At 71.2% G+C, this 12061-nt stretch carries 12 protein-coding genes; all 12 read right to left on the reverse strand.

The window, feature by feature from the left end; translation table 11 throughout:
• Positions 1-90: 90 nt before the first annotated feature.
• Positions 91-903: a 4-hydroxy-tetrahydrodipicolinate reductase gene (gene dapB / locus ACOOHC_RS12065; protein WP_420450651.1), complete on the reverse strand. Its 813-nt coding sequence runs from the start codon at positions 901-903 to the stop codon at positions 91-93.
• Positions 904-1061: 158 nt separating this feature from the next.
• On the reverse strand, positions 1062-3602 hold the full coding sequence (locus tag ACOOHC_RS12070) for a polyribonucleotide nucleotidyltransferase (RefSeq protein ID WP_420450652.1): 2541 nt from the start codon (positions 3600-3602) through the stop codon (positions 1062-1064).
• A gap of 341 nt (positions 3603-3943) precedes the next feature.
• Positions 3944-4261, reverse strand: a complete 318-nt coding sequence (gene rpsO, locus ACOOHC_RS12075; RefSeq protein WP_420450653.1) for a 30S ribosomal protein S15 — start codon at positions 4259-4261, stop codon at positions 3944-3946.
• A gap of 121 nt (positions 4262-4382) precedes the next feature.
• Positions 4383-5339, reverse strand: a complete 957-nt coding sequence (locus ACOOHC_RS12080) for a bifunctional riboflavin kinase/FAD synthetase (RefSeq protein WP_420450654.1) — start codon at positions 5337-5339, stop codon at positions 4383-4385.
• 21 nt (positions 5340-5360) lie between these two features.
• Complete coding sequence (gene truB / locus ACOOHC_RS12085) at positions 5361-6257, reverse strand: tRNA pseudouridine(55) synthase TruB (RefSeq protein WP_420450655.1); 897 nt, start codon at positions 6255-6257, stop codon at positions 5361-5363.
• Positions 6258-6267: 10 nt separating this feature from the next.
• The gene (gene rbfA, locus ACOOHC_RS12090) at positions 6268-6651 is read right to left on the reverse strand and encodes a 30S ribosome-binding factor RbfA (RefSeq protein WP_420450656.1); all 384 of its coding nucleotides are present in this window, start codon (positions 6649-6651) and stop codon (positions 6268-6270) included.
• A 94-nt stretch (positions 6652-6745) separates the two neighbouring features.
• The gene (locus tag ACOOHC_RS12095) at positions 6746-7348 is read right to left on the reverse strand and encodes a hypothetical protein (RefSeq protein WP_420453795.1); all 603 of its coding nucleotides are present in this window, start codon (positions 7346-7348) and stop codon (positions 6746-6748) included.
• 12 nt (positions 7349-7360) lie between these two features.
• Positions 7361-7987 (reverse strand): class I SAM-dependent methyltransferase, encoded by a 627-nt coding sequence (locus tag ACOOHC_RS12100; RefSeq protein ID WP_420450657.1) that lies wholly within the window; start codon positions 7985-7987, stop codon positions 7361-7363.
• Positions 7988-7996: 9 nt separating this feature from the next.
• Complete coding sequence (locus ACOOHC_RS12105; protein WP_420450658.1) at positions 7997-9058, reverse strand: ABC transporter ATP-binding protein; 1062 nt, start codon at positions 9056-9058, stop codon at positions 7997-7999.
• Positions 9058-10155 (reverse strand): ABC transporter ATP-binding protein, encoded by a 1098-nt coding sequence (locus tag ACOOHC_RS12110; RefSeq protein WP_420450659.1) that lies wholly within the window; start codon positions 10153-10155, stop codon positions 9058-9060. The genes ACOOHC_RS12105 and ACOOHC_RS12110 overlap by 1 nt, the downstream gene beginning before the upstream one ends.
• On the reverse strand, positions 10152-11075 hold the full coding sequence (locus ACOOHC_RS12115) for an ABC transporter permease (protein ID WP_420450660.1): 924 nt from the start codon (positions 11073-11075) through the stop codon (positions 10152-10154). The genes ACOOHC_RS12110 and ACOOHC_RS12115 overlap by 4 nt, the downstream gene beginning before the upstream one ends.
• Positions 11072-12031: an ABC transporter permease gene (locus ACOOHC_RS12120; protein ID WP_420450661.1), complete on the reverse strand. Its 960-nt coding sequence runs from the start codon at positions 12029-12031 to the stop codon at positions 11072-11074. The genes ACOOHC_RS12115 and ACOOHC_RS12120 overlap by 4 nt, the downstream gene beginning before the upstream one ends.
• Positions 12032-12061: the final 30 nt, after the last annotated feature.

Consider the following 12061-nt stretch of genomic DNA (forward strand, 5'->3'; position numbering starts at 1 on the left):
CCGGTCCGGTACCCGACGACGGCGGCTCGTGACGGGCCGGGTGCGGGCCCACCGCTCGCGCCGGCGGCCACGCCGGCGCGGACGTCGAGCTCAGCCGACGTCGAGGAAGGCGTCGAGCCCGATCGTCAATCCCGGGTGGTCGGCGATGCGTCGGCAGGCGAGCACCACCCCGGGCATGAAGCTCGACCGGTCGTAGCTGTCCTGGCGGATGGTGATCGTCTGGCCCTGGGCACCCAGCACGACCTCCTGGTGGGCCACCATCCCGCGCATCCGCACGGAGTGGGCGCGGATGCCGCGCGGCCCGGCTCCCCCGCGCGCTCCCGGGTACACCTCGACCTCGGTCGGATCCGCCGCGAAGTCGCTGTCACGGGCGGCGGCCATCCGCTCGATCGTCGTCACGGCGGTCCCCGACGGGGCGTCGACCTTGTCGGTGTGGTGCAGCTCGATCACCTCTGCGGTGTCGAAGTGGGGGGCGGCCATCTCGGCGAAGCGCATCATCAGCACCGCCGAGATGGCGAAGTTGGCGGCGATCACGCAGTTGGGGCCCGTCTGCTCGTCGGCGGAGGAGAACGACGAGGCGAACAGCGCGAGGTCGTCGTCGGAGAACCCGGTCGTGCCGACGACGGCGTGGATCCCGTGCATCCCCAACCACGGCAGCGTCGTCCGTGCCGCCTCGGCCACCGTGAAGTCGACGACGACGTCGCAGGCGGCGTCGGCGAAGGCGTGCAGGTCACCCGACAGCTCGACGTCGCCGACACCCGGCGCACCGCCGTCGGCCGCGGGGGAGCCGATCCGGTCGACGGCCACGACGAGCTCGAGCCCCGCGTCCGCGTCGACCGCCGCGCACACCGCCCGACCCATCCGACCCGCCGCTCCGTTGACCCCGACCCTCACCTGCGCCATCGGGACATCTTCGCAGGTCGACCCGCGACCGCCGTGGAGACCCGACGGAGCGCGGGAGCGCCCGGACGCGGACGATCCGGCCCGCGACTGCGGGCCGGATCGTCCGGTGCGTGCTGCAGCGCGACGGGTGAGCCCGTCACGACGATCGCGGCGTCGACTCAGCGGTGGCGACGTCGACCGCCGCCACCCCCTCCGCTGCCGCTCCCGCCGCCGCTCCCGCCGCTCCCGCCGCGACGGTTGCCACCGTCGGACTTGGCGCGCTCGGTCTTCGGGCCGAGGTCGCCGAGCTCGTTCTCGAGCTCCGCGTCGAACGACTCCTCGAAGCTGACCTCGAGCACGTCGGTGTCGGTCCCGCCGACGGCGGTGTCGGCCGACGACGAGCGGTCACGGCCGCTGTCGCGACGCGAGTCGCGACGCGAGTCGCGCCCGGAGTCGTCGCGACCGCGGCCACGGCCGCCACGGTCCTCGGAGCCGCCGTCGGAGTCACCGCCGCCACCCGATCCGCCGTCACCGCCGCCGAGCGGCGAGGTGGGGGTCAGGCTGACCTTGCCCTTGTCGTCGATCTCGTCGACGCGGACCTCGAGCTCCTGGCCCAGCTCGAGCACGTCGTCGACCGAGCTGATGCGCTTGCCGCCGCCCATCTTCGAGATGTGCACGAGACCGTCGCGGCCGGGGAGGATGTTGACGAACGCGCCGAACTTGGTGATGTTGACGACCCGGCCGTTGTAGACCTTGTCGAGCTCGGCCTTGGGCGGGTCGACGATGTTCAGGATGGCCGTCTTGGCCTCCTCCATGCGCCACGCCTCGACCGCGCCGATCGTGACGATGCCGCGTGCGCCGTCGTCGTCGACGCCGATGTCCGCGCCGGTCTCCTGCTGGATCGTGTTGATCACCTTGCCCTTCGGGCCGATGACCTCCCCGACCTTGTCGAGCGGGATGTAGATCGTCGAGATCTTCGGTGCCGTCTCGGCGATCTCGTCGCGCGTCGCGGGGATCGCCTCGTTCATCACCTCGAGGATCGCGAGGCGGGCCTCGCGGGCCTGGGCGAGGGCGTCGGACAGCACGTCGGCGGGGATCCCGTCGATCTTGGTGTCGAGCTGGAGCGCGGTGATCGCGTCCTCGGTGCCCGCCACCTTGAAGTCCATGTCGCCCATCGCGTCCTCGGCACCGAGGATGTCGGTGAGGGTGACGTACTTGCCGTCCTCGTGGATGAGGCCCATCGCGATGCCCGACACGTGGCTGCGCACCGGCACGCCGGCGTCCATCAGCGACAGGCTCGACGAGCACACCGAACCCATCGAGGTCGAGCCGTTGGACGACATCACCTCGGAGACGAGGCGCAGCGTGTACGCGAAGTCCTCCTGGTTCGGGATGACGGGGAGCACCGCACGGGCGGCGAGGGCGCCGTGGCCGATCTCACGGCGCTTCGGCGAGCCGACGCGGCCGGTCTCGCCGTTGGCCCACGGCGGCATGTTGTAGTGGTGCAGGTAGCGCTTCTCGCTGTTCGGCGACAGCGAGTCGATCATCTGGTTCATCCGCGGCATGGCGAGGGTCAGGACGTTCATCACCTGGGTCTCGCCGCGCTGGAACAGCCCCGAGCCGTGGGCGGTCGGCAGCACGCCGACCTCGGCCGAGATCTCGCGCAGGTCGGCGGGGGCGCGACCGTCGATGCGGATCCCCTCGTCGAGCACGCGCCGGCGCATGACCTTCTTCATCAGGCTGCGCACGGCCTCCTTGACCATCTTGTTCTGGCCGGGGAAGGGCCCGTCGTCACCGCACAGGGCGGCCTGGGCGTCGGCGGAGACCTGGTCGACAGCGGCGTTGCGCTCGGCCTTGGCCGAGATCGTCACGGCGGGCACCATCGCCTCGCTCGAGTGCTCCTCGACGGCGTCGAAGATCTCCGGGGTGTAGTCGAGGACCGGCGTCCACGACATCGGCTCGATCGAGCCGTGGGTGGCGATCACCGACGCCAGCAGCTGGCGCTGGAGCGCGATCGACTCCTTGATCCACACCTTGCAGGCCTGGAGGCCGTCACCGAGCACCTCCTCGGTGACCTTCTTCGCGCCGTCCTCGTAGTAGTAGAACGCGTTCTCGGAGCCGCCGGCCTCGACCATCATCACGGCGACGTCGCCGTCGTCGAGCTCGCGCCCGGCCACGACCAGCTCGAACGTGCCGTTCTCGGCCTCTTCGTAGGTGGGGTGCGGGATCCACTCGCCGTCCTGGGAGTACGCCATGCGCACCGCGCCGAGCGGTCCGTCGAACGGGATCCCCGAGATCGACAGCGCAGCCGAGGCCGCGTTGATTGACAAGATGTCGTGGGGGTTCTCCTGGTCGGCGCCGAGCACGGTCGTGACGACCTGGGTCTCGTTGCGGAAGCCGTCGGGGAACGACGGGCGCAGCGGCCGGTCGGTCAGGCGGCAGGTGAGGATCGCGTCCTCGGTGGGGCGTCCTTCACGCCGGAAGAACGAGCCGGGGATCTTGCCGGCCGCGTAGGCCCGCTCCTCGACGTCGACCGTCAACGGGAAGAAGTCCATGCCCTCGCGGACGGACTTCGCCGCGTTGGCGGTGGTGAGGACCTTCGTCCCGCCGATGGAGGCCACGACGGCGCCCATCGACTGGGGGGCGAGCTTGCCCGTCTCGAAGGTGAGTGTCTTGTCGGTCCCCGAGACGGGGCCGGACACGGAGATGGCGTCTGCCATGTTGGTTCCTTTCGAACACGCGGCACCCTGCCGCGTGGCTTCTGTCGGAGTCGTGCGCCGGTGCTCGGGCGGGGCCCGAGATCGACAGCGCAAGAGACTCCACGACAGCATCTCGGAGCCGGCACCCGGACGAGCCGGTGCGGATCAACTCCGTCGACCGGACGTTCCGGTCACGGGCAGTGTACCCGTCGCCACCCCTTCCACACCCGATGCCCCGCCGCACCCCGCCGCGCCACCACCGCCCCACCACCGCCGCACCACCCCGGGCGCGAACCGGCCGCCGCCCGGAGGCAGCGGCCGATCAGCGATCTCGTCTCCTCCCCTGCCCGGGGATCGCGGGGTCAGCGGCGCAGACCCTGGTCCTTCACGATCTTCCGGTAGCGCTCGACGTCGATCGAGCGGACGTAGTCGAGCATCCGGCGGCGGCGACCCACGAGCATCAGCAGGCCACGACGGCTGTGGTGGTCCTTCTTGTGCGTCTTCAGGTGCTCGGTGAGGTGCGTGATCCGCCCGGTGAGGAGCGCGATCTGGACCTCGGGCGACCCGGTGTCGGAGTCGTGGGTCTTGTGCTGGTCGATGGTTGCTGCCTTGTCGGGCACGGCATCTGCCTTCCGTCGGTGGGACTGGAGGTCGCAGCCGGAGCGGTTCCGGGCCTGCATCGCACCTGCGCCGGAGCCCGGGTGGACGCCGAGATGCTATCGCTGGGCCCGCACCGCCCCACGCGCGACGCGTCGACCGGCCACCGAGGGCGCGCTCCGGACGTGAGCGGACCGGCCGGCCTCAGTCGCCCCGGGCGTCGATCAGCAGGGTGCGTGCGCTCTCGACGTCGGCGCGGAGCTGCTCGATCAGCGCGTCGATGCCGTCGAACTTGCGCTCCGAGCGCAGGAAGTGGGTGAAGCGGACCTTCGCGACCTCCCCGTACAGATCGCCCTCGAAGTCGAGCAGGTGCGCCTCGAGCAGCGACGTCTCGGCGTGCTCGTAGAAGGTGGGGCGACGCCCGAGGTTGATCGCGCAGTCGTGCACGGACCCGTCGGGGCGCTCGTACTCCCCGGCGTAGACGCCGTCGGCGGGGAGGCAGATGCGGTTCGACACCTCGACGTTCGCGGTCGGGAAGCCCAGCAGCCGGCCGCGCTGGTCGCCCTGCACGACCTGGCCGCGCACCTCGTAGCGGTGTCCGAGCATCGCGTTGGCGCGCGACACGTCCCCGCCGGCGAGGGCACGTCGGATCGCCGTCGAGCTGACGGGCTCGTCGACGCCGTCGCGGCGCTCGAGCAGCCGGAGCGGGACCACGTCGAAGTCGTCGTCGAGGCCCACCTTGCGCAACAGGTCGACGTTGCCGTCGCGGCTGCGGCCGAAGTGGAAGTCCTCGCCGATGACCACGGCGGTGGTGGCGAGGCAGTCGATGAGGACGCGCTGCACGAAGGACTCCGGACCCTCGAGCGCCTGATCGTCGTCGAAGGTGACGAGGACGACGGCATCGAGGCCGGTGGCCTCGAGCAGCTCCATCTTCTGCTCCGGGTCGGTGAGCAGCTGGGGGGCGGACTCCGGGCGCACGACGGTCGCCGGGTGCCGGTCGAAGGTGATCAGGACCGAGCGCGCCGAGCGCTCGTCGGCGAGGCGCCGGACCTGGTCGATCACCGCACGGTGGCCGAGGTGGACGCCGTCGTACGCGCCGATGGTGACGACGGCCCGCTCCCCGGGGAACGCGGGAGTCGACTGATCGGTGATGATCCGCACCCCGCGAACCCTAGCAACCGCTCAGCGCGCCGGACCGGTGCCCGGGACCACCACGAGTGCCCGTGCGGCGTCGCGATCGGGTCGCGGATCGCGCTCGTACACGGCGGCGAGGGCGCCGTCGGGGCGGAACAGCGCCCACGGCCCGTCGCCGTCCCAGCACGGGAGGGGCCGTCCGTCGGCGACGAGCCGGGCGGCGGGCTGATCGAGGTCGACGCGGTCCAGGCCGCGCACGGCCTCGGCCACGCCGAGGAGCACGCACTCGTCGGGCGGAGCGGCCTCGCCGATGGTGAAGCGCCCGACCGCGGTGCGCCGCAGGTTCCGCAGGTGGGCGCCGCCCCCCAGGAGGTGCCCGAGGTCGGCGGCGAGGGTTCGCACGTAGGTCCCCGCCGAGCACTCGACGGCCGCCAGCAGGACGCCGTCCTCGTCGGTGTCCAGCACGGTGAACGATCGCACGGTGACCGGCCGGGGCGGCCGATCCACCTCGATCCCCTCGCGTGCGAGCTCGTGGAGGCGCCGCCCGTCGATCTTGATCGCCGACACCATCGGCGGGATCTGCTCGATGTCGCCGACGAGGTTGGCGTCGACGACGTCCTGCGCGTCCCGGGCGGACACCGGGGCCATGTGGTGGGTGGCGGTGACCTCACCGTCGGCGTCGAGCGAGTCGGTCTCGACGCCCAGCACGATCTCGCCCACGTAGGCCTTGGTCGTCTTCTCGACGAAGCGCAGGAGCTTGGTGGCGTTGCCGACCGCGACCACCAGGACCCCGGTCGCGCTCGGGTCCAGGGTGCCGCCGTGGCCGACCTGGCGCTCGTCGAACCGACGGCGCAGCATCGCGACGACGTCGTGGCTGGTCACCCCGGCGGGCTTGTCGACGATCGCGATCCCGTGGGTCGTCGCGGGCCGCTTGCGTCGTCCCACCGTGTCCTCGTCAGCGATCGCGCTCGCGGTCGGCGCGCAGGATGTCGTCGATCCGCTCCGCCGAGCGGATCGCGGCGTCGGGCCGGAACTCCAGGATCGGGGTCTTCTTCGCTCGGATCTGGCGGCCGATCGACGACTGGAGGCGGATCCGGTGCTCGCCGAGCGCCTCGATGATGTCGTCGTCGCCGTCGGGGCCGGCGAGCGAATCGAAGAACACGATGGCCCGGTTGAGCTCGGGATCGACGTCGATGCCGGTCACCGTGACGAAGGCCAGGCGCTCGTCGTCGATCCGGACGAGATCCTCGGCGATGATCTCGCGCAGCGTCTCGCCGACCCGTGCGGATCGTGGGTACTTCGGACCGCCGCTGCCGCGACCGGACTGACGTCGTGCCATGCCGGCGAACCTATCGGGGCACGCGACGCGAGCCGTGCCGCCACCCGCACCATCGCTCCGACGCGGTCTCGGCGGCGGGCGGCCCGGCGTCGGCTCAGCCGAAGTCGGGCTTCTCGCGGTTGGAGCGCTTCAGCTCGGCGACGCCGCTGCGCGCGAGCCTCTCGACCGCGTCCCACAGCTCGCTGGCCTCCGTCCCGGTCGGAGCCTTGGAGATCACGGGCCCGAAGAAGCTCGCCTCGTGCTCGGTGCCGGGGCGGAACGACAGGATCGGCGTCCCGACGTCGGGGCCCGTGCGGCTCAACGCCAACTCGGTCTCGGCGCGCAGCCAGGCGTCGTGGGACTCGTCGTCGGCGTGGTCGATCAGCGCGGCGTCGAACCCGGCCTCGTCGAGGACGGCGGCGAGGAAGGCCCGGTGGTCGTCGCGCGCCTCGTCTCGCCGCCGATCGCGGTGGAGCGCCTCGCCGAGGGCGGTGTACCACCGGCCCACGGCGTCGCGGTCACCGCCGTCGCCCTCGTTCTCGAGTCGGATCGCATCGGCGATCCGCAGCCCCTCGTGGCCGAGCAGGTGCCCGCGCCGGTACTCGGGGGTGTACCACTCCGCATCGGTGTCCTCGTTCAGGATCCACAGCGAGATGAACCGCCAGTCGACCGAGTACGACCGCTGCCCCTGCACGTCCACCACCCAACGGGAGGTGATCCAGGCCCACGGTCAAACGGGATCCCAGAAGAAGTCGAGATCTGGGCCGGTCGACGCGTCGGGCATGGTCGCGAACCTACTCGGGGCGCGTCCGGAAGCAGTGCGTCGCGTAGGGCAGCTCGATCGTTCCGCCCCCGTCGAGCTCGGCGAGGTCGTCGAGCAGCACCGCCAGCGCGGCGTCGATGCGCGCCCCTCGGTGAGCCGGGCGACCCAGGGTGACGACTCGTCGCGGACGTTCCAGATCAGCGCGAGCGATCCCGCGGGGGCGAGGACGCGGGCGATCTCGCCGGCCGCCGCGTCGGGGTCGACCCAGTGCCACGCCTGGCCGAGCACGACGAGATCGGCGCTCGCGTCCTCGAGGGGGATCGACTCGGCGGTGCCGACGAGGGCGACGACCTCGGGGGACGAGCTCGACAGCGCGGCGAGCATCTCGGCGTCGGGGTCGACCGCCACCACCTCGCGACCGTCGCCGAGCAGCGCGCGGGTGAGCTTGCCGGTGCCCGCCCCGACGTCGACGACGCGCCGGGGTGCGTCCGCGAGCAGCCACGTCACCGCATCGGCGGGGTACGAGGGTCGACCCCGCTCGTAGGCCGACGCCTCGGCGCCGAACGAGGTGGCCGCGGGGTCGGTGTCGCTCATCGCCCCCGCTCAGGTCTCCGGCGCGCTCTGGGGCGAGGCGACCACCGCCACCTCGGTGTCGGCGGGCACCCCGGACGGCGGGACCACCTGGACCGGGTGGTGGCACGCGACGAAGTGGTCGGGCGCGAGCTCGCGCAGCTCGGGCTCGGTGCGCTCGCACTCCGCGGTGGCGTTCGGGCAGCGGGGGTGGAACCGGCAGCCGGCCGGCGGGTCGATCGGCGACGGCGGCTCGCCGATGATCTCGCCGATCGAGTGGTCCGCCGTCGGATCCGGCTCGGGGATCGACTGGACGAGGAGGTTGGTGTACGGGTGCATCGGCGCCGCGTAGAGGTCGTCGCTCGTGGCCACCTCGCAGAGCTTGCCGAGGTACATCACCGCCACCCGGTCGCTGATGTTCTTCACGACGGCGAGGTCGTGCGCGATGAACACGAGCGTGAGGCCGTAGCGCTCCTTGAGGTCCTCGAGCAGGTTCAGCACCTGGGCCTGGACCGAGACGTCGAGCGCGGAGACCGGCTCGTCGCAGATGATCAGGGTCGGATCGAGCACCAGCGCCCGGGCGACCGAGATCCGCTGGCACTGACCGCCGGAGAACTGGTGCGGTCGGCTCTCGGCGGCGCGCTCGGGGTCGATGCCGACCGACTCCAGGATGTCGTCGACGATCCGGCCGCGCTCGTCGGACGAGCCGCGCTTCCAGATCGCGAGCGGCTCGAGGACGCTGTCGCGCACGGTCCGGCGGGGGTTGAGCGAGGACACCGGATCCTGGAAGATCATCTGCACCCTCGTGCGCGCCTCGCGCACGTCGGAGCCCGAGAGCTCGGTCAGCTCACGGCCCTCGAAGCGCACCGAGCCCGAGGTCGGCTTCGGGAGCTGCATGACCGCGCGACCGGTGGTGCTCTTGCCGCAGCCGGACTCGCCGACGATGCCGAGCGTCTCGCCGCGCAGCACGTCGAAGCTGATCCCCGAGACCGCCTTCACGGTCCCGCCGTCGACGTCGAACTCCTGGACGAGGTCGGTGACGCGCAGGACGACGTCGCCGTCGTCGCGCAGGTGGGCGTGACCGGTCCCCGCCACTACGACACCGCCTCGAACGACTCGGGGCGGTGTCCGCGCTCGTCGAGCTCGGCATCGCGCTCGCGGAACTCCGGGCTGCCGACCGGGTACCAGCACGCGAACACGTGGTCGGGGTCGCCCGCCGACTCGAGCGGCGGTTCCTCCTCGTGGCAACGCTCCCGCGCGTAGGGGCAGCGCGGCGCGAAGTTGCACCCGCGCGGCGGGTTCACGAGATCCGGCGGGCGCCCGAGGATGGTCGACAGCCGGGTGTGGCTCGGGTCCGCGAGCTTCGGGATGCTCTTCAGCAGCGAGTACGTGTACGGCATCCTCATCTCGGCGAAGAGGGTCCGCGTCGGCGCCCGCTCGACGAGCTTGCCGGCGTACATCACCGCGATCTGGTCGGTGAACCCGGCGACCACGCCGAGGTCGTGGGTGACCAGCACGACGGACATGTCGCGGTCCCGACGCTGCTCCTCGATCACCTCGAGGATCTGGGCCTGCACCGTGACGTCGAGCGCCGTGGTCGGCTCGTCGGCGAACAGCAGCGTCGGTCCGCACGCGAGCGCCATCGCGATCATCACCCGCTGGCGCATCCCGCCGGACAGCTCGTGGGGGAACTGGTCGAGGCGCTTGGTCGGCTCCGGGATCCGGACGCTGCGCAGCAGCTCGGCGGCGGTCTCGCGCGCCGTCGAGCGGTCCATCTCCAGGTGCAGGCGCAACGGCTCGGAGATCTGCTTGCCGATCTTCATGAGCGGGTTCAGCGAGTTCAACGGGTTCTGGAACACCATCGACATCTCGGCGCCCCACAGGTGGCGGCGCTCCTTCATCGACAGATCGAGGATCTCGCGCCCGGCGAAGCGAACCGACCCGTGGGTCTCGGCGCTGTCGGGCAGCAGACCCATGATCGAACGGCTGAGAACCGTCTTGCCCGACCCCGACTCGCCGACGACGCCGAGCGACTCGCCGCGCCGCAGCGACAGCGTCACGCCGTCGACCGCACGCACCAGGCCGCGCTCGGTGCGGAAGTGGGTGCGCAGGTCGTCCAGCTCGAGCAGGGGACCCTCGTCCGGACGCCGGGACCGCCCGAGCTCGCCGGTGTCGGGGTGAGGGCTGCTCACAGCGAGATCTCCTTCACGTCGAAGTAGCTCCGCAGCCGGTCCCCGGCGAAGTTGAGCGCGAGGACGGTGGCGAACAGCACCGCGATCGGCAGACCCGCCATGAAGAACGACTCCTGCAGGTCGCGCGTCCCCGACGCGTTGACGATGATCGTCCCCCAGCTCACCTGCGGGCTGGGGACCGACAGACCGAGGAAGGCGAGGCTGCCCTCGGCTACGATCGCGACGGCGACGCCGAGCAGCGCGAACGCGCCCATCGGGATGAGCACGTTCGGCAGCAGCTCACGGACGAGGATCCGGGTGTGGCTCGCCCCCAGCGACTTCGCCGCGAGCACGAACTCGCGGTCGGCGAACGAGATCGTCGTCGCTCGCGCGACCCGCCCCACGGGAGCGATGCTGAGGATGCCGATCACCGCCGAGATCGTGAACAGGGTCCGATCGAGCAGGGCGGTGATCAAGATCGCGAGCACGAGCGCCGGGAACGAGAGCAGGGTCAGGAACACGAAGGAGATGATGCGATCGACCGTTCCCCGGAAGTAGCCGGCGATCATCCCGAGCGCGCCGCCGACGACCATCCCGAACGCGATCGCGGAGAAGCCGACGGTCAGCGACACGCGCGCCCCGTACAGCACGCGGCTGAACTGGTCGCGGGCGTTCTGGTCGGTGCCGAACAGGTGGCGCGACGACGGCGAGTACGGCGGACGCTCCCCCGGCACGATGAAGCTGACGTTCGGCGACTTGATCGACAGCGACGGCGCGGCGAGCGCGAGGATCACGATCACCGCGAGCCAGACGACGCTGACCCAGAACCCGATCCCCAGGCGGCGGCTGGAACCGGCCGGGTCGGGCGCCGCCTCCGCGCCTCCCATCGCGGCCGCACCGGCCGCCTCCTCGGCCTCGACCGAGCCGTCGATCTGCGTCACGACGAACGGACCCGGGGGTCGATGAACGAGTAGAGGATGTCGATCGCCACGTTGAGGACGACGAACACCGCCGTCACCAGCATCACGATCGTGAGCACGACCGGGAAGTCCTCGCGCAGGATCGATTCGACGATCGCGGTGCCGAGCCCGGGGATCCGGAAGATGATCTCCACGACGAGCGACCCGCCGATGAGGGTTCCGGTGTTGATCCCGAAGATGGTGATGAACGAGAACAGCGAAGGTCGCAGCGCGTGCTTGAACAGCACGTCACGCCGCGACACCCCCTTCGAGCGGGCGGTGAGGATGAAGTCCTCCTGCAGCGTGGTGATCAGATCGGTGCGCAGCAGGCGTTGGTAGACGGTCCCGACCGGCAGCGCGAGCGTCAGCGCCGGGAGGAACATCTGCCACACCCGCGACCAGAACGGGTCGGTCGCACGGAAGGTCAGCGGGAAGATCGCGAACCGGATGGAGAACAGGTACTTGAGCAGCACCCCGAGCGCGAACGTCGGGATGGCGATGATGAAGAACGACGCGATCGTCGAGGTCCGGTCGGCGAACGAGTCGGCCCGCGACGCCGACCACAACGCCCACGGGATCGCGATCGCCGTCGCCAGCAGCTGCGCCATCACCAGCAGCATCACGCTGCGCGGCACCCGCTCGAGGACGAGGTCGCTCACCGGCGGCTGGCCGGTCGCGGAGAACTGAGGCCCGAAGTCGCCACGGACGAAGTCCGAGACCCACAGCGCGTAGCGCACCGGCAGCGGGTCGTCGAGGTTGAACTGCTCCTTCGCCGCCTCGATCTTGGCCACGCTCTCGGGGTTGCCCACGTCCCCGGCCGTCGGGCCGAGGATGTTGAACAACGGATCCCCGAGGACGTTCATCGCCCCGAAGGTGATCGCGCTGACGGCGACGAGCACGAGCAGCGCTCCGCCGATGCGCTGGGCCCAGAACCTCATCGTCCTCCCGTTCGCCTGCTCACCGTCGCG

Source organism: Ilumatobacter sp., from assembly GCF_965215205.1.
Lineage (GTDB): Bacteria > Actinomycetota > Acidimicrobiia > Acidimicrobiales > Ilumatobacteraceae > Ilumatobacter_A.

Coding starts and splice junctions, on each gene's coding strand:
- dapB (WP_420450651.1), bottom strand. CDS start 903: ATGGCGCAGGTGAGGGTCGGGGTCAACGGAGCGGCGGGTCGGATGGGT.
- ACOOHC_RS12070 (WP_420450652.1), bottom strand. CDS start 3,602: ATGGCAGACGCCATCTCCGTGTCCGGCCCCGTCTCGGGGACCGACAAG.
- rpsO (WP_420450653.1), bottom strand. CDS start 4,261: ATGCAGGCCCGGAACCGCTCCGGCTGCGACCTCCAGTCCCACCGACGG.
- rbfA (WP_420450656.1), bottom strand. CDS start 6,651: ATGGCACGACGTCAGTCCGGTCGCGGCAGCGGCGGTCCGAAGTACCCA.
- ACOOHC_RS12100 (WP_420450657.1), bottom strand. CDS start 7,987: ATGAGCGACACCGACCCCGCGGCCACCTCGTTCGGCGCCGAGGCGTCG.
- ACOOHC_RS12120 (WP_420450661.1), bottom strand. CDS start 12,031: ATGAGGTTCTGGGCCCAGCGCATCGGCGGAGCGCTGCTCGTGCTCGTC.